Below are 19633 nucleotides of genomic sequence, written 5' to 3'. Positions count from 1 at the left end.
CGCGAGGTCCCATCGAAGGTGGGGAGGGGCGGACCCGCTAGAGCGGTGGGCGGTTCTCCCGCCCGTACCCGGTGAGCTCGACGTACCCCTGCCCCGCCGGGCGGCCCCCGTCCCCCGAGAGGCTCACGGCCCCCTCCCAGTAGAAGAGCCCGCCGGCCCGGGCCCGGTTCTCCTGGTCGGCGAGGAGCGGCGTCACCGTGAGTCGAATGCCCTCCCCCGGCACCTCGACCCGCCAGCCGGCGGGGTAGTCGGCGCCGGTGGCCGGGCTCCTCCAGCGGCCGTCGCTGCGCGCGCTCCACTCGCCCGGGGCGAGCCAGCGCGGCCGGCCGGCGGCGTCCACCAGCGTGGCGCTCGCGAAGTCCACGCTCCCGTCGGCCCGCCGGAGCGCGTAGAGCATGAGGTCGCGCCCGTCGGCGAGCTGCAGGCTGAACCAGTCCCAGCCCACCTGCCCCGGCCCGAGCTGGGACGAGCCGACCTCCTTGTCCATCCAGCTCTCCCCCGCCACCCGGTAGCGGCGGCCGTCCACCTCGAGCTCTCCCGAGGTCTCGAGCCGGGTCAGGCTGTAGTAGAGGCTGGCGTGCCCGGGCGCGGCCGACTTGACCGAGAGCCCGCCCGGCCCCTGCAGCACGACCGGCTTGCGCGGCCGGGCCGAGAGCCGGAGCGCGAAGCCCTGCGCCCGGTCCTCCATGGCGAGCGCGAAGCCGTCGCCCTCGCGGCGGACCGTCCAGCGCCCTTCGGTCCCCGACGGCGCCCGCACCCAGGCGAGGAGCGGATCCGGGAAGGGCGGGAACCCGCCGAGGAACGGGGTCTCGCGGGCGAGCACCTCGGAGAAGCGGTGCCGCCCGGCGGAGAGCTCGCTCAGGGCGGCGTGCCCCATGGCGAGGTTGGCGGCGGACCAGGCGGAGTCGAACGGCGGCCGCTCGGGGACGAGCCCGACGCGGAAGAGCGTGAGCTGGTAGCCGAAGCGGCGCGCGGGCTCGCCCTCGGCCGCGAGCTGGCCGGTGAAGTACCACCACTCGTTCCGGTAGCCGGGGTGGGTGGAGTGGTCGCGCGGGAAGGACCACGCGTACCCCGGCGCGGCGAGCCGGAAGGCGGGGTCCGCGCCGGCGGCGGCGACCGCGGCCGCGAGGAGCCCGGCCGCCCCGAGGGCGAGGGCGGACCTAGAGCGCATCGCGCGAGAGCTCCGCGGCAGGGGTGCGGCTCGCCCGCGCCGCCGGGTAGAGGCTCGCGAGCGCCGCCGCCGCGAGCACGGTGAGCGCCTGGGCCCCGAGGGCCCCGGCCGGCCAGGACAGGGCGATGGTCCAGCCGAACCAGGCGCGGTTCACGAGCCGCACCAGGACGAGCGCCAGCCCGGCGCCGCCGAGCGCGCCGAGGACGAGCCCGCCGCAGGCGATGCCGAGACCGCGCCCGAGGAAGACCAGGAAGAGCTGGCCGCGCGTCGCCCCGAGCGCCCGGTAGAGCGCGAGCTCCGCCGCCCGCTCGCGCGCCAGCACGAGCAGCGAGAGCGTGATGCCGGCGGCGGCGATGACCAGGCTCACCCCCTGGAGCAGCCGGGTCACGGCGAAGGTCTGCTCGAAGATGGCGAGCACCTCGGTCCGGAGCGTCCGGTTGGAGCGGACGAGGAGCGGCACCCCGGCGAAGCGGCGCTTCAGGAGGTCCACCTCGCGCTCGGGATCGGCGCCGGGGCCGAGGTAGAGCGCCACGTTCGACACCGCGCCCGGCCCGAAGAGCTGCGCGAGCCGCGGCAGCGAGACCAGGGCCGCGCCCCCCTCGTTGCCGTAGTCGGAGTAGACCCCGGCGATCCGGACCGGGACCGCGCCGCGCGGCGTGACCACCGGGAGGACGTCGCCGGGGTGGAGCCCCGCCTTGCGCGAGAGCGGCTCGGAGACGAGCGCCGCGCCGGCGTCGCGGACCTCGCGCAGCGCCGGCTCGGGCCGTCCCTCCACGAGCCGCACCCGGCCGGCCGACTGCGGCAGCCCGGCGTCGAAGCCCGACAGCGAGATGCGCCGCCCGGCCGCCTCCACCTGCACCTGCCGCAGCCGATCGGCGGCCACCACCCCCGGCGCCCGCGAGAGCGCCTCCACCAGCGCCGGGTCGAGCCCGGCCTCGCTGCGGGCGCGGCGCCAGGACGGGCTCGTCACGTAGACGTCGGCCCGCAGCGTGTCGTCGAGCCAGGTCTCGACGGTGCGGCGGAAGCTGCCGATCATCACCGTCACGCCGGCCGCCATGCTCACCGCGACCGCCAGGGCCGCCGCCGAGACCGCCGCGGCGCCGGCGCGCCCGCCCACCGTCCGCAGCCCGTAGGCGAGCGAGAGGCGCCGGGGCCGGCCGAGCCGCGCGGCGCGTGCGAGGAGCCACGGGGCGGTGAGCGGGACCGCCACGAGCAGCGCGGCCGCGAGCACGAAGCCGGACGGGCGGAGCGCGCGGCCGAGCGTGGCCTGCCAGGCCCAGGCGAGCGCGGCGAGGCCCCACCCGGCGAGCGCCAGCGCGCCCTGCCCGCGCGCCCCGCCGGCCGGGTCGAGCCGCGGCGGCGCGAGCAGCGCCCGGGGATCGCGCCGCGCCACCTCGAGCCCGGGGAGCAGCGCGCCGGCGATCGCCCCGGCGAGCCCCATCGCCACCGCGAGCAGGTAGAGCCAGGGGGAGACCTCGATCGCCTCGATCCCCTCGAGCAGGTAGACGTTCTGGAGCGTGGCGCTCACCGCGCCCACGTTGGCGCGCGCCGCGAGCCACCCGAGCGGCAGGCCGGCCGCGGTGCCGAGGAGCCCCAGCAGCGCCGCCTCGCCGAGCACCAGCGAGAGCACCTGGCCGCGGGTGGCGCCGAGCGCGCGGAGCAGCCCGAGCTCCTCGCGCCGCCGCGACAGGGCGGCCCGGGTGGTGGCGTAGACCAGGAAGCCGCCCACGAAGAGCGAGATGAGCGACAGGGCGGTGAGGTTGAGCCGGAAGGCGGCGAGGAGGCCGGCGGCGTCGGCCTGCCGCTGCTCGGGCGGCGCGACGCGCACGGCCGGGCCGAGCCGCTCGGCGAGCCGTCGCGCCAGGCCGGCCCGGTCGGCCCCGGGCTCGGCGAGGAGATCCACCTGGTGCAGCCGGCCGCGGGCGCCGAACAGGCCCTGGGCCTGGGCGACGTCCATCACCGCGAGCCGCCGCGAGGCGAGCGGCGAGAGCTTCTGGAAGTCCACGAGCGCGCCCACCTCGAGCCCGACCCGGCGCGAGCCGAGCGTGACGTCGAGGCGGCTCCCCTCGCGCCAGCCGCGCTCGGCGGCCAGGGCCGGCGTCACCGCCACCCAGCCCGGGCGCGAGAGGGCCGCCGCGATCCCGCCCGCGGGGAGCCGCCACGGCACCCGGACCGGCGCCAGGAGGTCGGTCCCGACCAGCTCCAGCATGAGCCCGCCGGGCGCGCCCTCCACCTCCACCTCGGCGCGCCAGATCGGCAGGGCGGCGCGCACCCCGCGCGCCTCGAGGGCCCGCGCCACCACCTCGTCCGGGAGCCACGGGCCGCGCGGCAGGATCTGCAGGTCGGCCTCGCCGGAGACCGCGCGGACGCCGCCGGCGAAGGCGCCGAGCGCGCTCTGGTTCAGGATCTGGATCGAGAGCACCGCCCCGACACCGAGCGCCACGCCGGCCACCGAGAGCAGGAACAGGGCGCGGCCGGCGGCGAGCTGGGCGCGCAGCGCCGCGGCGAAGTAGCCCCTCACGCCGGCTCCAGGACCCCGCCGTGCAGGCGCCAGCGCGCGTCGGCGAGGGCGGCGAGCTCGCGGCTGTGGGTGACGTAGAGGAGCGCGCTCCCCTCCTCCCGGCCGAGCCGCAGGAGGAGGTCCATCACCCGCTGCCCGTTCTCCTCGTCGAGGTTGCCGGTCGGCTCGTCGGCGAGCAGCAGGCGCGGACGGCGCAGCAGCGCGCGGGCGATGGCCACCCGCTGCATCTCGCCGCCGGAGAGCTGCGAGACCGGGTCCCGGGCGCGCCCGGCGAGCCCCACCCGGTCGAGCAGCTCCGCCGCCCGCGCGCGATCCCCGGCCCCGCTCCCGCCGGCGATGAGCGCCGGCACGAGCACGTTCTCCTCGACCGAGAGGTGCGGCAGGAGGTGGAAGAACTGGAACACGAGCCCCACGTCGCGCCGCCGCGACAGGGTGCGCTCCCGGTCGGAGAGGCGCGCCAGGTCGCGCCCCAGGAGGCGCACCGCGCCCGAGGAGGGGGCGTCGATCCCGGCCGCGAGGTGGAGGAAGGTGGACTTGCCCGAGCCGCTGCGGCCGATGAGCGACACCGTCCGGCCCGCCGCGATCGAGACCGAGACGTCGCGGAGGGCGTGGAGGGTGGCGCCCCCGGCGATCCCGTAGCTTTTCGAGACGTTGTGGAACGCGAGGACCTCTTCCATGGGGCGCTCGCCTTCATAGCGCGACCGGGCCGCGGACGCCCGACCGACGGGGCGGGCTTCACTTTACGTCATGTAGTCAAGGGTGGGATTTCAGATCCTGCTGGACAGTTGAACCCCAAACGGTACGCTTCGCGCCCCACACCCCAGGAGGAGGGTCACCGTGAACCGTCTCGCCGTCCCGCTGCGCGTGCTCGCGCTCGCCGCCGTTCTCGCCGCCCCGGCCGCCCGCGCCGACTTCTCGACCACCAACGTCCAGCTGCTGCAGGGCTGGAACTTCCACGACAAGACCCTCGGCTACAACACCAGCTCGGGGGCGATGACCACCGTCACCATCAACCACTTCAGCACCTGGGCGTACGGCGACAACTTCTTCTTCGTCGACCTGTACCGCGGCAACTTCCTCGACTTCTCGGGCACCGCGCACGACTACGATCGCGCCAAGGCCTACGGCGAGTGGCACCCCCGCCTCGACGCCACCAAGCTCCTCGGCTTCAAGATGCCGGGCTTCAAGAACTTCGGCCCCGCGGCCGAGCTCAACCTGGGCAGCGGCTACTTCGGCTACCTCGGCGGCCTCGGCGGCGACCTCGACCTCCCCATCCCCGGCGTGGTCGGCGTCAACGTCTACTACAAGTACGATCAGTACCTGCACGACACCTTCCAGGTGAGCCCGTTCTGGACCCTGCCCTTCAACATCGGCCCGGTGCCCTTCCTCTTCACCGGCTTCGTGGACGTCCAGGGCTGGAAGAAGGACGGCAACGGCGACAACTCGCTCGACGGCGTGGACGTGCTCGCCCAGCCCGAGCTCCTCGTGGACGTGCTCGCCCCGTTCGGCGGCAAGGCCGGCAAGCTCTACGCCGGCTGCGAGTACTACCTGCACTTCAACAAGACCCACGGCGACGAGCAGGTCCCGCAGGCGATGCTGCAGTGGAACTTCAACTAGTCCGCTAGCGAGCGCGGCTGGAAGACCGCGCGCGCACCGACGCCGGCCGGGCCTCGTGCCCGCGCCGGCGTTCCTTTTTGGCGCGTCATTACAGCTTTCGTGCCGAGGGTTTGCGGCCGCCCCGCGGCGGGAAAGAGCGCGACTCCTCCGGCGCGCAGGCGTACAGTGGCGCCGTCGCGGCCGGGCGTGTCCGTATCCGGCCGTAGAGATGGGTCGTCAACCGCGCGCATCCGGGGGGAAAGCGCCGCATGGAACAGCTCGCAGACGCCGGCCTGATCCGCTGGGCCATCGCCGTCATCGCCATCTGTCTCGTGGTGCCGTTCACGGTGCCGAAGGTGCTCGACGCCTGGGAGCGGCGCCAGGAGCAGCGGGACCGCCTCGCGGATCCGCGCCCCCGCCCTTGAGCGGGGCCCGCGCCGGCGCTACGCCGGGCCGGCGCGCGGGAGCCAGTCGGTCTCGAGGCGGGCCAGCTCGCGCCCGTCCTCCTCGCGCACGATGGCGTGCCGGAACACCCCCTGCCCGGCCGCGGCGGTCCGCGAGAGCACCGCCGCGCCGTAGTGGCACTCGGCCAGGAACTGCACGTCGAGCGCGGCGAGCCGCTGCCGGCGCCAGGTCTCCTCCGGCACCGACTCGAGCGCCCAGGCCACGTAGGACAGGTTGTTCACGTGCTGGTTCACGTCGATGTCGGAGAAGCGGGTCCGGAAGCGCTTCTCCTCGTGCCCGCCCTCGAGCGCCGGGAGCCGGGCCGGGGGCGGCGCGAAGACGTGCGGCGGCAGGTCCGCCGGCACCTCGGTCACCACCCGCTCCGGCCGCACCGGGCGGCGGGTCTCGAGGTCGAGCACGAACCACTGGCTCACCGCCCGGGCCACCTCCAGGCCGTCGCGCTGCCGGCGCACGCGGAAGTCGCGCAGCGCCGCGAGCCGGTCGAGCCCGGAGGGCCAGGTGGTGACCTCGAGGACGTCGCCCGCCCGGATCGACGCCGCGACCTCGACGCGCTGGCGCGCCAGCACCCACGTCAGCCCCTGCCGCATCAGCTCGGGGAGGCTCCAGCCGAGCGCGCTCGCGTGGTTGCCGGCGATCTCCTGCAGGTAGCCGGCGAGCGACGGCGCGGTCAGCTCGCCGAAGGCGTCCACCTCGTAGCTGTGGACCGGGAAGGCGCGGGTGTGGGCGTGCATGGGGGCCGGGAGTGTACAACGGGCCGCCCCTACCCGGCCCTCCCCACCGCCGGTGGGGAGGGAGGGATGCTGCCTCTCTCGGCGGTCGCCGGTGGGAGGGAGGGCTGCGGCCCAGGTCGGCGGCCGCCGGTCGGGCGGAAGCGGCGCCGCCTCAGTCGGCCAGCGTCGAGAGGTCGCCGGGGTCCTCGCCCATCTCCACCGCCTTCAGGTAGCGGCGCACGATCTTGCCGGAGCGGGTCTTCGGGAGCGAGTCGCGCAGCTCCACGTCGGACGGCGTGGCGATGGGGCCGAGGTCCTGGCGGACGTGGTCCTTGAGGCTCGCCACCACGCCCGGGCCCCTGGCGACGCCGGGCTTGAGCACGACGAAGGCCTTGATCCGCTCGCCCTTGACCTTGTCGGGCAGGCCCACCACCGCGCTCTCGGCGACCGCCGGGTGGCGGAGGAGCGAGCCCTCCACGTCGGCGGTGCCGATGCGGTGACCGGCCACGTTCATCACGTCGTCGGCGCGCCCGAGGACGGCGAAGTAGCCGTCCCGGTCCTTCACCGCGATGTCACCCGCGGTGTAGCAGCCCGGGATCTGCTTCCAGTAGTTCTGGTAGCGGGCGTGGTCTCCCCAGACCGTGCGGAGCATGTACGGGAGCGGCTGCCGGATCACGAGCAGGCCGCCCTGCCCGTCCGGCACCGGCGCGCCGTCCGGACCGACGACCTCGACGTGCACGCCCGGGAGCGGCTTGCCGACCTTGCCGGGCCGGGCGTCGAACGTCGGCAGCGTGCCGAGCACCGGCCCGGCGATCTCGGTCTGCCACCAGTTGTCCACCACCATGCCGTTCGACTGGCCCACGAGGTGGCGCTGCGCCCAGAGGTGCGCCTCCGGGTTGAGCGGCTCGCCGGCGCAGGCCACGAGGCGCAGCTTCTTGAGGTCGTAGCGCTCCGGCGCCTCGGCGCCGTGGCTCATCCACATGCGCACCGCCGTCGGGGCGGTGAACATGACGTTGATGCCGTACCGCTCGCAGAGCTCCCAGGTGACGTCCGGCGACGGGTAGTCGGGCACGCCCTCGCGGCAGAAGATGGTCGCGCCCACCGAGAGCGGGCCGTACACGATGAAGGAGTGGCCGACGATCCAGCCGATGTCGGAGGTGCTCCAGTAGATGTCGCGCTCGCCGATCTGGAAGAAGGCCTTCGAGAGGTAGGAGACGCCGACGAGGTAGCCGCCGGTGCTGTGCACCACGCCCTTCGGCTTCCCGGTGGTGCCGGAGGTGTAGAGGATGAAGAGCGGGTCCTCCGAGTCCATCGGCTCGGGCGCGCAGTGGATCTCGCGCCCCTCCTGGATGTCGTAGAAGTCGTGCTCGCGCTCCGACTCGAACTGGTGCGGCGCGTCGCCGGGCCGGGAGCCGCGTCGGTGCACGATGACGTGCTCCACCGAGTAGAGGTCGCGGACCGCCTCCTCCACCGTCGGCTTGAGCGGCAGCTTCTTGCCGCGCCGCCAGGTGTAGTCGGAGCAGATGACCACCTTCGCGCCCGAGTCCTCGATGCGGCTGCGGAGCGCCTGCGTGCCCATGCCGGCGAAGACCACCGAGTGGATGGCGCCGATGCGGGCGCAGGCCAGCATCGAGATGATCCCCTCCGGCGTGAGCGGCATGTAGACGATGACGCGATCGCCCTTCTTCACCCCGAGCCGCTTGAGCGCGTTCGCGAACCGGTTCACCTCGCGGTAGAGCCGGTTGTACGTGTACGTGTGCTCCTCGCCGTTCTCGCCCACCCAGATGAGGGCGGCCTTGAGGCGGCGGTCGCCGTGGACGTGCCGGTCGATGCAGTTCACGGTGGCGTTGAGCTTGCCCCCGGTGAACCAGCGGTGATCGGGCGGGTCGGCCTGGAGCACCCGCTCCCAGGGCTGCATCCAGTCGATGGCCTTGGCGCGCTCGCCCCAGAAGCCGTCGGGGTCCTGCGCCGCGTGGTTCCGCTCCACCGCGTCGTTCGAGACCACCGCCTGGCGGGCGAGCCAGATCGGCGCCTGGATCACCTGCTCGTCGCGGCCGAGCGCGTCGATGGCGGCGCGCTGCGACTCGGTGAAGGCGTGGGCGGCAGGAGAGCTCTTCGGGTCCTGGGACATCGATTCCTCCAGTCGGCGGGGGGGCCGAGCGCGCGGGAGGCCGGGGGGGCCGGCGCAGGACCGGCCATCGTGCCGAACCTTCGCGCGCCCCGGCAAGGAGGAAACGACGGCGCGGCGCGTCGAGTCACGCAAGGGGCGCGCCCGGACCGGTCGCCGGGCCGGACGCGACCTAGACGGTGATGGTCTTCGTCGCCGCCAGGAGCCGCTGCACGATCTCGCGCATGTTGCTCACCTGCCCGAGCGCCAGCTGCGCGGTCAGACCGTAGAACTCGAGGCAGGTGACGCAGGCGAGGAGCTCGACCCCGCCGTCCTCGAGCTGCCGGAGCGCCTCCTCGTGCGGCGTGCCCCGCCCCAGGAGCCGCACCGCGGCGTTGTAGAAGACGATCGCCTCCGGCTTGGGCTCCACCGTGGCGAGCGTCCTGAGGAAGTTGCCGAGCAGCTTCGCCCCGAGCCCGTCGTCGCCGCGCCCCAGGGTCTCGCCGCTCACCACCACCACCGTGCCGTGCTGCACGCGTCACCTCCTCCTCGCCCATTAGCACGCTTTACGGGAGCCGATCGGGCGCGTAAGAAGGCGAGCCCCGATGCCCTCCCCCTTCCCGCGCCGGGCCCTGCTGGCTCTCGGCGCCCTCGCCCTGACGCTGGCCGGCGCGGCCCACCTGGCCTCCCGCCGGCGCCCGGCCAGCGAGCGATGGGGCGGGCCGCTCCGGCCGGCGCCGCTCGTGTCGCGGGGGAAGCCGGTCGCCTCGAGCCCTCCCGGCGGCGCGGTGCTGGTGGACGGCGCCTACCGCACCGGGGCGGTCTGGTGCGGCGGCCACCCCACCCCCGGCGCGCCGGCGTGGGTGGCGATCCGGGTCGGCCGCGGCCCGAGGCGGCTGCTCCTCTCCTGGAGCTCGTCGCACAACCACGACTACGACGACGTGTACTACGGCGCGCCGGCCGACTACCGGATCGAGACCTCGTCCGACTCGCGCGACGGCGCGGACGGCCACTGGCGCACGGTGGTCCAGGTGACGGGCAACGCGGTCCACGCCCGCGCCCACTCGTTCGACTTCCGCGGGCGGCGCTGGGTCCGCCTGGTGGTGACCGGGCTCCCCGCGCGCGTGAACCCCTGGGGCCTCTTCCTCGACGAGGTGGACCTGCACGATCTCTCGGGCGGCGGCGACGACGTCTGGCTCTTCCTCGGCGACAGCATCACCGCGGAGGTCTTCGACCGGGCCCCGGCCCACCAGCCGAGCTTCGCCGAGGCGATCGCCCGGGCCCACCCGGGCTACCACCCCGCCACCCTCGCCGCCGGGCTCTGCAACGCGCACGTCGAGGACCTGGTGCGCCGCATCGATCCGCTCCTGGCCCAGAACCCCGACGTCCGGGTGGTGGCCATCGGCATCGGCTCGAACGACAACCCGCCGGCGCCGTTCCGGGCCGGGCTCGCGGAGCTGGTCCGGCGGATCCGCGCCGCCGGGCGGATCCCGGTGCTGGCCCGGGTCCCGTTCCAGACCAAGTACCCCTTCGACTACGCCGCCCCGCTCGCCGCCGGGGTGGACCAGGTGACCGCCGAGGCCGGGCTCCTGCCCGGGCCCGACCTGTACGGCTGGTTCCGCGACCACCCGGAGCGGATCGCCGACGGCCTCCACCCCGACGACCAGGGGGCGGTGGCCGTGAACCGGGCCTGGGCGGAGGCGGTGTCGCCCCTCTACCCACCCTGAGGCGAGCCCGCGCAAGCCCTCGTGATCCCTCGGGTTCACGAAGAAGTCGCCTTCCGTTGCTGGACGCGCACCGGGGTTCGGGTGTTTCCTTCCGCCGCATGCACACCAGCCTCGACGACCCAGAAGAACGTTGCGCCCGGCTGCCGCGCGGCCGGGCGAGCTTCACGATTCACCGCCTCCCTCCCGACGCCGCGCTGCTCGGGCTGATCCACGAGTGGGAGGCGAAGGCCCGCGAGCTGCGCCGGCGTGACGTCGCCGCCGAGACGCGCCGCAGGCTCTCCGACGACGAGCGGCTGCTGTTCGACCTCGAGGAGACCCTCACCGGCGAGAAGCCGGGTGAGGCCGACGCGCCGGGGCGCGTCCTCCGGGTCGCCCGCTCCGGGGGCCGGGTGCAGGCCGTCGCCGCCCTGTTCCGCTGCCGCCGCGCCATCTTCGTCGAGTACCTGGTGGCCGCGCCCTGGAACCTGCTCGGGCCGGACGACCCGCCGGCCATCGAGTCGCGCCGCGGCGCCGGGACCGCCCTCCTGGTCCAGGCGGTGCGCACCAGCCTCGCCGTCGGCCGCGGCGGACGGGTGGCGCTCCAGGCCGAGAACCCGCGCTGTCTCGCCGTCTACGAGCACCTCGGCTTCCAGCGCATGCGCCCGGCCGACCTGCCGCGCACGCTCGTCCCCTCCCGCGAGGGCTGGTGGACCGAGCCGGCGGCGCGGCTCGCGGCCGGGGTGGAGTCGCTCGCGGAGCGCGAGAGCCCCTGGCTGCTGTTCGACCCGGCCCGCGCGCCGCGCCAGGGCGCCCTCGCGCTCGCGGCCGACGTCCCGGCGCTGCGGCCTGCGGCCTGAGGGCGCCGCTCAGCGGGCGTAGCCCACGAGCCGGTACACCACCCGGCCGGTGAGCTCGTGCAGCACCTCGGTGCTGCGCGCCAGCGCCGACGCGCGCGGGAGCCAGCCGTCGTCGCTGCCGTCCCGGGCGCGCCGGTCCACCGGCAGGGCGTCGGGCTCGAGCCCGACCGCGCGGAAGCACCCGAGCGCGCGGGGCATGTGGGCGGCGCTGGTCACGAGGAGCAGCGTCCGCCAGCCGCGCGCCCGCACCACCCGCTCCGACTCAACCGCGTTCTCGCGCGTGTTGCGGCTGTGCCCCTCGGCCACGATCCGCTCGCGCGGGATCCCCCAGGCCACGAGCTTCGCCGCGACCCGGTCGGCCTCCGACGGCTCCCCGCGCTCCGGGCGGATGAGCCCGGCGGAGAGGAGCAGGTAGCGGGCGCGGCCGGTCCGGGCGAGCTCGAACCCGCGCACGTACCGGTCCACCGCGTCGTTCAGCTCGAGCTCCCCGCTGAGCCGCTCCGCCGACGGCTCGGAGGCCCCGCCGAGGACGATGGCGGCGTCGTAGACCAGGCCCGGCCGCGAGGTGTCGCGGGCCGGCGCCTCGGCGCGCCGCTGCAGCGCGTTCGCGACCGCCGGGAGCGAGAAGGTGACGAGCACCGCGAGCGCGGCGCCCCCGAGCGCGGCCGCCCCCCCGCGCCGCCGGCGCGCCGCCGCGACCAGGGCGCCGAGGGCGAGGAGCTGGACCCAGGCGAGCGGCTCCGCGAACCAGTCGAGCACCTTGGAGAGGACGAGGAACACCGCCCGATGATACTCATCCCGATCATGAGCGACTCGAAGAAGATCCTGCTCCTGGGCTCCGGCGAGCTCGGCAAGGAGCTCGTCATCGCGGCGCAGCGGCTCGGGCAGGTGGTCGTGGCGGTGGACTCGTACGACGGGGCGCCGGCGCAGCAGGTGGCGCACGCCCGCGAGGTCATCCCGATGCTCGACGGGGACGCCCTCGACGCGGTGGTGGCGAAGCACCGGCCCGACCTGGTGGTGCCCGAGATCGAGGCCATCCGCACCGAGCGCTTCTACGACTACGAGCGGGCCGGCATCCAGGTGGTGCCGAGCGCCCGGGCGGCCAACTTCACCATGAACCGGAAGGCGATCCGCGACCTCGCGGCGGGGGAGCTGGGGCTCCGGACCGCGCGCTACGCCTACGCCGACTCGCTCGAGGCCTTCCGCGAGGCGGTGGCCCGGATCGGGCTGCCGTGCGTGGTGAAGCCGCTCATGAGCTCGTCGGGCAAGGGGCAGAGCGTGGTCCGCGACGAGGCCGGGATCGCGGCGGCCTGGGACTACGCCATGCGCGGCACCCGCGGCGACCTGCGCGAGGTGATCGTCGAGGAGCTCATCCGGTTCCGCTCGGAGATCACCCTCCTCACCGTGACCCAGAAGAGCGGCGAGACCCTCTTCTGTCCGCCCATCGGCCACCGGCAGGAGCGCGGCGACTACCAGGAGAGCTGGCAGCCCCACCCCATGCCGGAGAAGCTGCTCGCCGAGGCGCGGCGCATGGCCGACCGGGTGACGCGCGCGCTCGGCGGCGCCGGGCTCTGGGGCGTCGAGTTCTTCCTCGGCGACGACGAGATCTGGTTCTCGGAGCTGTCGCCCCGCCCGCACGACACCGGGATGGTGACGCTCGCCGGCACCCAGCCGCTCACCGAGTTCGAGCTCCACCTGCGCGCCATCCTCGGCCTGCCCATCCCCGAGCTCGAGCTCGTCCGGAGCGGCGCCTCGGCGGTGATCCTGGCGAAGGGCGAGGGCGTCCCCGAGGTGAAGGGGCTCGCGGCGGCGCTCGCCGCCCCGCGGGCGGACGTCCGCATCTTCGGCAAGCCGGTGCTCCGGCCGCACCGGCGCATGGGCGTGGCGCTCGCGTGGGGCGCGCCCGGCGCCGACGTGGCCGAGCTGGTCGAGGAGGCGAAGGCCACGGCCGCCAAGGTGAGCGTGGGCTGAGCCGCCGACGTAAACGAGATTTGACGAGAGGGGCGGCGCGGGTCCATCCTGCCCCCGCTCCATGCCTCGCCCGCCTCCCGCAGCCCCGTCGGTCCCCGCCTCGACCCTCCTCGCCCTCGGGCTCGCCGGGTTCTGCGCCTTCCTCAACGTCTACGCGACGCAGCCGCTCCTGCCGCTGTTCCGCGAGGTGTTCGGGATCTCGAGCGGAGAGGCGGCGCTGACGGTGAGCGCGCCCACCGTGGCGGTGGCGCTCGCCTCGCCCTTCTTCGGCGCCATCGCCGACCGCTTCGGGCGCCGCCGCGTGATCGTCGGGTCGCTCTTCGCCCTCTCCGTCCCCACCCTCCTCGCCGCCACCTCGAGCGGGATCGGCGCGCTCGTGGCCTGGCGCTTCGCGCAGGGGCTGGCGGTGCCGGGGATCTACGCCGTCGGCATCGCCTACATCAGCGAGGCCTGCGGCGGGGCGGCCCTGGCCCGCGGCATGGCCGCGCTCGTCACCGGGAACGTGGTGGGAGGGTTCTGCGGCCGCGCCGTCTCCGGCTTCGTGGGCGAGCACGCCGGCTGGCGCGCGGTCTTCGTCGCGCTCGGGCTCCTCACCGCGATCGGGGCCCTCGCCACCTCGCGCTTCCTCCCCAGGCAGCCGCCGCCGTCGGGCGCGCCCCGGGCGCTCCGCCCCCTCGAGGCGATCCGCCGGCTCGGGCCCCGGCTCGCCACGCCGCGGCTCCTCGCCACCTACGCCGTCGGCTTCAACGTGCTCTTCGTCCAGGTGGCGATGTTCACCTACGCCACCTTCCACCTCGCCGCCCCGCCCTTCCGGCTCGGGGCGGCCGCGCTCTCCTCGATCTTCCTCGTCTACCTCGTCGGCGCGGTGATCACCCCGTTCGCCGGCCGCTGGATCGACCGCGTCGGTTCGCGGCGCGCCCTCGCGGTGGTGCTCGCGACCGCCGTCGCGGGCGGCGGCCTCACCCTGCTGCCGGCCCTCTGGGCGGTGGCGCTCGGGCTGGCCCTCTGCTGCACCGCGGTCTTCGTGAGCCAGTCGGCCTCGACCGCCTTCCTCCAGTCGGCGGCCGAGCCCGAGGCGCGCTCCACCGCCGCCGGGATCTACGTCTCGTCCTACTACCTCGGCGGCGCCGCCGGCGGGATCCTGCCCGCCGCCGCGTGGCACCTGGGGGGCTGGACGGCGTGCGTGGCGCTGGTCGCCCTCGTGCAGCTCGGGACCATCGCCCTCGCCTTCCGCTACTGGGGCGCGCCGAAGGAGGCGCCCTCCCCCGCCCCCGCCGCCGTCTGACCGGGGAGCGCCCGCGCCGCGCGGAAGGCGTAGGATGGCGGCGAGGGGGACGCCATGGCGTCGATCCGGTTCCTGGGCGCGGCCGGCACGGTCACCGGCTCGCGCCACCTGGTGCGGGCGGGCGGGCGGCAGGTGCTGGTGGACGCCGGGCTGTTCCAGGGGCTGAAGGAGCTTCGGCTCCGCAACTGGGCCGAGCTCCCGATCCCCCCGGCCTCGATCGACGCGGTGATCCTCACCCACGCCCACGTGGATCACTCCGGCGCGCTGCCGCTCCTGGCGCGGCAGGGGCTGCGCTGCCAGGTCTGGTGCACGCCCGCCACCCGCGACCTGTGCGCGCTCCTGCTGCCCGACTCGGCGCGGCTCCAGGAGGAGGAGGCCCGCTGGGCCAACCGGCGCGGCTACTCCAAGCACGCCCCGAACGCGCGCCCGCTCTACGACGAGGCCGACGCCGCCCGCGCCCTCGACCTCCTCGCCCCGGTGCGCTACGGGGTCCGCCAGGAGGTCGCGCCGGGGATCGCCTTCCGCTTCCATCGCGCCGGGCACATCCTCGGGAGCGCCACGGTGGAGCTCGAGCTCTCCGAGCCGGGCGCGCCCCTGCGGCGGGTGCTCTTCTCCGGCGACCTCGGGCGCTACGGCGTCCCCATCCTCCCGGATCCCGAGCCCGCGCGCGCGGCCGACGCGCTGGTGGTCGAGTGCACCTACGGCGACCGGGCGCACCCCCCGGGCTCGCCCGCCGACGCCCTCGCCGGCGAGGTCCAGGAGGCGGTCCGGCGCGGCGGCGCGCTCGTGATCCCCGCGTTCGCGGTGGGGCGGACGCAGGAGATCCTCTTCCACCTGCGCGCGCTGGAGGCGGCCGGGCGGATCCCGGAGCTGCCGGTCTTCGTGGACTCCCCGATGGCCATCGACGCCACGGCCCTCCACGCCGCCCACCGGGACGACCTCGACGACGAGATGGCCCGGCTGCTCGCGGAGGGGCAGGAGCCGCTCCGGCCGCGCCGGCTCGCGTTCGCGCGCACGCCGGAGCAGTCGAAGGCCATCAACCACGTCGAGGGCCCGTGCGTCATCCTGTCGGCCTCGGGGATGGCGACCGGCGGGCGCGTGCTGCACCACCTGGCGCACCGGCTCCCCGATCCGCGCACCACCGTGCTGCTGGTCGGGTTCCAGGCGGCGGGCACGCGCGGCGCGAGCCTGCTCTCGGGCGCCGCCACCCTCCGCATCCACGGCGAGGAGGTCCCGGTGCGCGCGCGCGTGGCCGCGCTGTCGGGCTTCTCGGCGCACGGCGATCGGGACGAGGTGGGGCGCTGGCTCGCCGCGCTGCCGCGCCCGCCGGCCCTGACCTGCTGCGTGCACGGCGAGCCGGCCGCCCTCGCGGCGACGCAGGCCCGGCTGCGGGCGGCGGGCTGGGAGGCCGCCGTGCCGCGGCACCTCGAGGAGCTGCCGCTACCCTAAGGGCTCTCGAACGCCGCGGATGCGGTGGCGCGGGCTCTTGCGCCCGTCCTCGGCGCAGGCGAGCTGGCGCGCCACGGAGCGGCGGAAGGCCGCGCGCAGCGGCTCGTACCGGGCCGGGTCGCGCTCCAGCGTGCCGAGCGCCAGCGCCACCGCCTCGATGGTGGAGAGGCAGTGCGCCTCCGGCTCCTTGCGGAGCCCGGCGTAGCCGCTCGGCTCGGCCGGCGCGAGGGAGATGCGCGGGAGCGCGGCGAGCGACGGGTTGACCTTCACGATCTTGGCGGCGAGGTGCCACGTGCCGTCGATGACGAAGAGCACGCCGGGCGGCGCGGCGGCGCGCTCCTCGGCCAGCACGGCGCCGGCGCCCGGGAAGAGGAGCGCCGCGTCGGGCCGGGCGCAGAGCTCGCGGACGCGCGGGTGCTCCTCGAACACCACGCCGCGGTGGAGCTCCGAGCCCGGCAGCGAGAGGTGCGCCATCCGGGCGGTGCAGATGGCGAGGCGGGCCTCCCGCGGGTGCTGCAGGAGCACCACCTGGCAGGCCGACCGGATGGAGGGCAGGTCGCCGCAGAGGCAGAAGCCCGTGGGGCGCAGGCAGCGGAGGCAGAGGTTGCGCACGGGAGGCGGAAGAGACCACGAATGGCCCTGAGCCGTCGAGGGCCAGACGGCGCAAACTTTGCAGTTTCACTATGCGACCGGTCGCCCGTGTGCTACCTTGCCCCCTCACAGGGGGCATCGAGGCGGATGGACGTCACACGCAGGGAGTTCCTCCAGGCCGGAGCGACGGGCCTCGGCGCCGCCGCGCTGGCCGCGCTCGGGTTCGCGCCGCGCGCGGCCCGGGCGGACGTCTTCGGGCCGAAGCTCGAGCGCTACAAGGAGACCCGGAACACCTGCCCGTACTGCTCCGTCGGCTGTGGCCTGCTGCTCTACTCCGGCGCGGTGGACGGCCGGCAGAAGGTGCTCCACGTCGAGGGCGACCCGGATCACCCGGTGAGCCGCGGCTCGCTCTGCCCCAAGGGCGCGGGGCTCGCGGACCTGATCGAGAGCCCCGACCGGCTGCGGTTCCCGGAGTACCGCGGACCCGGGGAGACCTCGTTCCGGCGGGTCTCGTGGGACTTCGCGCTCTCCCGCATCACCCGGCTCATGAAGGAGGACCGCGACCGCAGCTTCGTCGAGCGCAACGCCGCCGGCCTGACCGTGAACCGCTGGCCCACGGTCGGCTTCCTCGCCGCCTCCGCCGCGTCGAACGAGGCGGGCTACCTGACGCACAAGGTGCTCCGGTCGATGGGCATGACCGCCATCGACAACCAGGCCCGGCTCTGACACGCGCCGACGGTGGCCGGTCTGGCCCCCACCTTCGGCCGCGGCGCGATGACCAACGGCTGGATCGACATCCGGAACGCCGACGTCATCCTGGTGATGGGCGGGAACCCGGCGGAGGCGCACCCGTGCGGCTTCAAGTGGGTGCTCGAGGCCAAGGCGAACCGCGGGGCGAAGCTGGTGGTGGTCGATCCGCGCGCCACCCGCACCGCCGCGGTCGCCGACGTCTACGCCCCCCTCCGCCCGGGCACCGATCTCGCCTTCCTCGGCGGCGTCATCCACCACCTGCTCGAGACGGAGAAGATCCAGCGCGAGTACGTGGCCGCGTACACCAACGCGAGCTTCCTGGTCCGCGAGGACTTCGCCTTCGACCGCGGGCTCTTCTCCGGCTGGGACGAGGCGCACGGCCGCTACGACCGGTCGAGCTGGGCCTACCAGCTCGACGCGCAGGGGCAGCCGCTCACCGATCCCACCCTCGAGCACCCGCGCTGCGTGCTGCAGCTCCTGAAGGCGCACTACGCCCGCTACACCGCGGAGCGGGTCTGCGCCGTCACCGGCACGCCGCTCCGCGAGTTCCGGGAGGTGTGCGAGCTCATCGCGGAGACCAGCGCGCCCGACCGCGTGATGACCAGCCTGTACGCGCTCGGCTGGTGCCACCACTCCGTCGGGGCGCAGAACGTCCGGGCCATCGCCGTCATCCAGCTCCTGCTCGGGAACGTGGGCCTGCCCGGCGGTGGCGTGAACGCGCTGCGCGGCCACTCCAACGTGCAGGGGCTGACCGATCTCGGCCTCACGCCGGTGAACCTGCCCGGCTACCTCACGATGCCCACCGAGGCCGACCGCGACCTCGAGGGCTTCCTCGCGAAGCGGACCCGCAAGCCGCTCCGGCCCGGCCAGCTCTCCTACTGGCAGAACTACCCCAAGTTCCACGTCTCGCTCATGAAGGCCTGGTGGGGGCCGGCCGCCACCGCCGCCAACGGCTTCGCCTACGACTTCCTCCCCAAGGTAGACCAGCCGGTGGACGCCCTGGCGCTCTTCGAGCGCATGTCGGAGGGGAAGATCACGGGGCTCTTCTGCCAGGGCTTCAACCCGCTCGCCTCGCTCCCCGACAAGGACAAGAACACCGCCGCCCTCTCCCGCCTCAAGTTCCTCGTCACCATCGACCCGCTCGCCACCGAGACCAGCACGTTCTGGAAGCCCCGCGGCGAGCTCCACCCGGTCGAGCCGCTCCGGATCGACACCGAGGTGTTCCGGTTGCCGGCCGCCCTCTTCGCCGAGGAGGAGGGCGCCATCGTCTCGTCGGCCCGCTGGCTGCAGTGGCACTGGAAGGCGGCCGACGCGCCGGGCGAGGCGAAGGGCGACGTGGAGATCGTGGCGGAGCTCTTCACCCGGCTCCGCGCGCTCTACGCGCAGGAGGGCGGCGCCGCCCCCGAGCCGATCCGGCAGCTCCACTGGCCCTACCGCGAGCCGACCCGGCCGTCCCCCGAGGAGCTCGCGCGCGAGTACAACGGCCAGGCGCTCGAGGACGTGAAGGACCCGAAGGATCCGGCGAAGCCGCTGGCGCGGCGCGGGGAGCAGCTCGCCACCTTCGCGCACCTGCAGGCCGACGGCAGCACCGCCTGCGGCTGCTGGCTCTACTGCGGCGCGTTCACCGAGAAGGGGAACCAGATGGCGCGGCGCGACCCGGCCGACCCGGGCGGCCTGGGGCTCGCGCCGGGCTGGGGCTGGGCCTGGCCCGCCAACCGCCGCGTGCTCTACAACCGCGCCTCCTGCGCGCCCGACGGCCGCCCCTGGGACCCCCGGCGCGCGCCGGTCCGCTGGGATCCCGAGGCGCGCCGCTGGAGCGGCCCGGACGTGCCGGACTACAAGCCGGACGCCGCTCCGGAGCAGGGCATGTCGCCGTTCATCATGAACCCCGACGGCGTCGGCCGGCTCTTCGCGCTCGACGGGATGGCCGACGGCCCCTTCCCCGAGCACTACGAGCCGTTCGAGAGCCCCGTCGAAGGGAACGGGCTCCACGCCGGCCCGGCCCAGAACCCGGCCGTGCGCCTCTTCGCCGGCGACCGCGCGCGCCTCGGCACCTCCGCCGAGTTCCCCTACGTCGGCACCACCTACCGCGTCCCGGAGCACTTCCACTTCTGGAGCAAGCACGCGCTCGTGAACGCCATCCTGCAGCCGGAGGCGTTCGTCGAGCTCGGCGAGGACCTGGCGCAGGAGAAGTGGATCAAGAGCGGCGATCGGGTGGTGATCCGGTCGCGGCGCGGCCAGGTCACGGCGATTGCCGTGGTGACGAGCCGGCTCAAGGCGCTCGAGGTGAACGGGCGCCCGGTGCACGTGGTCGGGCTGCCGCTGCACTGGGGCTTCGAGGGGCTCACCCGCCCCGGCCACCTGACCAACGGCCTCACGCCGGTGGTCGGGGACCCGAACACCCAGACCCCCGAGTACAAGGCCTTCCTGGTGGGCCTCGAGAAGGCGTGAGGG

The 19633-nt window shown here is 75.0% G+C and carries 16 protein-coding genes; 8 read left to right on the top strand and 8 right to left on the bottom strand.

Features of this window, described 5'->3' with window-relative positions:
• Window positions 1-37 precede the first annotated feature (37 nt).
• Genes AMPC_RS02405 through AMPC_RS02395 form a run of 3 tightly spaced genes read right to left on the bottom strand, consistent with a single transcriptional unit; the run spans window position 38 to window position 4369 of the window.
• Window positions 38-1171: a lipocalin-like domain-containing protein gene (locus AMPC_RS02405; RefSeq protein ID WP_248344023.1), complete on the bottom strand. Its 1134-nt coding sequence runs from the start codon at window positions 1169-1171 to the stop codon at window positions 38-40.
• Window positions 1161-3692 (bottom strand): FtsX-like permease family protein, encoded by a 2532-nt coding sequence (locus AMPC_RS02400; RefSeq protein WP_248344021.1) that lies wholly within the window; start codon window positions 3690-3692, stop codon window positions 1161-1163. The genes AMPC_RS02405 and AMPC_RS02400 overlap by 11 nt, the downstream gene beginning before the upstream one ends.
• Window positions 3689-4369 carry an ABC transporter ATP-binding protein gene (locus tag AMPC_RS02395; protein WP_248344019.1) on the bottom strand — a complete coding sequence of 227 codons (681 nt, stop codon included), beginning with the start codon at window positions 4367-4369 and terminating at the stop codon, window positions 3689-3691. The genes AMPC_RS02400 and AMPC_RS02395 overlap by 4 nt, the downstream gene beginning before the upstream one ends.
• A 160-nt stretch (window positions 4370-4529) precedes the next feature.
• Between AMPC_RS02395 and AMPC_RS02390 the strand changes: the two genes are divergently transcribed.
• Together AMPC_RS02390 and AMPC_RS02385 are read left to right on the top strand one after the other, a co-directional pair.
• Entirely contained in the window at window positions 4530-5309 is a 780-nt protein-coding gene (locus AMPC_RS02390; RefSeq protein ID WP_248344017.1) for an ion channel protein Tsx, read from the top strand.
• Between the two features lie 248 nt (window positions 5310-5557).
• Window positions 5558-5713, top strand: coding sequence for a hypothetical protein (locus AMPC_RS02385; RefSeq protein ID WP_248344015.1), 156 nt, complete (start codon window positions 5558-5560; stop codon window positions 5711-5713).
• Window positions 5714-5731: 18 nt separating this feature from the next.
• On the opposite strand, the gene AMPC_RS02380 is transcribed toward AMPC_RS02385, so the two are convergent.
• The 3 genes from AMPC_RS02380 to yedF form a co-directional block, all read right to left on the bottom strand.
• Window positions 5732-6484: an acyl-[acyl-carrier-protein] thioesterase gene (locus AMPC_RS02380; RefSeq protein WP_248344013.1), complete on the bottom strand. Its 753-nt coding sequence runs from the start codon at window positions 6482-6484 to the stop codon at window positions 5732-5734.
• Between the two features lie 151 nt (window positions 6485-6635).
• Window positions 6636-8594: an acetate--CoA ligase gene (gene acs / locus AMPC_RS02375; protein WP_248344008.1), complete on the bottom strand. Its 1959-nt coding sequence runs from the start codon at window positions 8592-8594 to the stop codon at window positions 6636-6638.
• A gap of 169 nt (window positions 8595-8763) precedes the next feature.
• On the bottom strand, window positions 8764-9105 hold the full coding sequence (gene yedF, locus AMPC_RS02370) for a sulfurtransferase-like selenium metabolism protein YedF (protein ID WP_248344007.1): 342 nt from the start codon (window positions 9103-9105) through the stop codon (window positions 8764-8766).
• Window positions 9106-9175: 70 nt separating this feature from the next.
• On the opposite strand from yedF, the gene AMPC_RS02365 reads away from it, so the two are divergent.
• Window positions 9176-10297, top strand: coding sequence for a GDSL-type esterase/lipase family protein (locus tag AMPC_RS02365; RefSeq protein WP_248344006.1), 1122 nt, complete (start codon window positions 9176-9178; stop codon window positions 10295-10297).
• A 98-nt stretch (window positions 10298-10395) separates the two neighbouring features.
• Window positions 10396-11133, top strand: a complete 738-nt coding sequence (locus AMPC_RS02360) for an N-acetyltransferase (RefSeq protein WP_248344004.1) — start codon at window positions 10396-10398, stop codon at window positions 11131-11133.
• Window positions 11134-11142: 9 nt separating this feature from the next.
• On the opposite strand, the gene AMPC_RS02355 is transcribed toward AMPC_RS02360, so the two are convergent.
• Window positions 11143-11913: a YdcF family protein gene (locus AMPC_RS02355; protein WP_248344002.1), complete on the bottom strand. Its 771-nt coding sequence runs from the start codon at window positions 11911-11913 to the stop codon at window positions 11143-11145.
• Between the two features lie 6 nt (window positions 11914-11919).
• Between AMPC_RS02355 and purT the strand changes: the two genes are divergently transcribed.
• The 3 genes from purT (at window position 11920) to AMPC_RS02340 (ending at window position 15838) form a co-directional block, all read left to right on the top strand.
• Window positions 11920-13104, top strand: a complete 1185-nt coding sequence (gene purT / locus AMPC_RS02350; protein WP_248344000.1) for a formate-dependent phosphoribosylglycinamide formyltransferase — start codon at window positions 11920-11922, stop codon at window positions 13102-13104.
• 61 nt (window positions 13105-13165) lie between these two features.
• Window positions 13166-14389, top strand: a complete 1224-nt coding sequence (locus AMPC_RS02345) for an MFS transporter (RefSeq protein ID WP_248343998.1) — start codon at window positions 13166-13168, stop codon at window positions 14387-14389.
• Between the two features lie 54 nt (window positions 14390-14443).
• On the top strand, window positions 14444-15838 hold the full coding sequence (locus tag AMPC_RS02340; RefSeq protein WP_248343996.1) for an MBL fold metallo-hydrolase RNA specificity domain-containing protein: 1395 nt from the start codon (window positions 14444-14446) through the stop codon (window positions 15836-15838).
• Here the strand turns inward: AMPC_RS02340 and AMPC_RS02335 are convergent.
• A complete protein-coding gene (locus AMPC_RS02335; RefSeq protein WP_248343994.1) occupies window positions 15830-16450 on the bottom strand; it encodes a tRNA-uridine aminocarboxypropyltransferase in 621 nt (206 codons plus the stop codon). The genes AMPC_RS02340 and AMPC_RS02335 overlap by 9 nt on opposite strands.
• 126 nt (window positions 16451-16576) lie before the next feature.
• Between AMPC_RS02335 and fdnG the strand changes: the two genes are divergently transcribed.
• Window positions 16577-19630, top strand: coding sequence for a formate dehydrogenase-N subunit alpha (gene fdnG / locus AMPC_RS02325; RefSeq protein WP_256466113.1), 3054 nt, complete (start codon window positions 16577-16579; stop codon window positions 19628-19630).
• Window positions 19631-19633: the final 3 nt, after the last annotated feature.

Origin of the sequence: Anaeromyxobacter paludicola (assembly GCF_023169965.1) — a bacterium.
Lineage (GTDB): Bacteria > Myxococcota > Myxococcia > Myxococcales > Anaeromyxobacteraceae > Anaeromyxobacter_B > Anaeromyxobacter_B paludicola.
This window is presented reverse-complemented; position numbering and strand designations above follow the sequence as displayed.

Bases quoted from the DNA above. Each gene is read 5' to 3' on its own strand.
- AMPC_RS02405 (WP_248344023.1), bottom strand. From the start codon at position 1,171: ATGCGCTCTAGGTCCGCCCTCGCCCTCGGGGCGGCCGGGCTCCTCGCG.
- AMPC_RS02395 (WP_248344019.1), bottom strand. From the start codon at position 4,369: ATGGAAGAGGTCCTCGCGTTCCACAACGTCTCGAAAAGCTACGGGATC.
- AMPC_RS02385 (WP_248344015.1), top strand. From the start codon at position 5,558: ATGGAACAGCTCGCAGACGCCGGCCTGATCCGCTGGGCCATCGCCGTC.
- AMPC_RS02380 (WP_248344013.1), bottom strand. From the start codon at position 6,484: ATGCACGCCCACACCCGCGCCTTCCCGGTCCACAGCTACGAGGTGGAC.
- acs (WP_248344008.1), bottom strand. From the start codon at position 8,594: ATGTCCCAGGACCCGAAGAGCTCTCCTGCCGCCCACGCCTTCACCGAG.
- AMPC_RS02365 (WP_248344006.1), top strand. From the start codon at position 9,176: ATGCCCTCCCCCTTCCCGCGCCGGGCCCTGCTGGCTCTCGGCGCCCTC.
- AMPC_RS02360 (WP_248344004.1), top strand. From the start codon at position 10,396: ATGCACACCAGCCTCGACGACCCAGAAGAACGTTGCGCCCGGCTGCCG.
- purT (WP_248344000.1), top strand. From the start codon at position 11,920: ATGATACTCATCCCGATCATGAGCGACTCGAAGAAGATCCTGCTCCTG.
- AMPC_RS02345 (WP_248343998.1), top strand. From the start codon at position 13,166: ATGCCTCGCCCGCCTCCCGCAGCCCCGTCGGTCCCCGCCTCGACCCTC.
- AMPC_RS02340 (WP_248343996.1), top strand. From the start codon at position 14,444: ATGGCGTCGATCCGGTTCCTGGGCGCGGCCGGCACGGTCACCGGCTCG.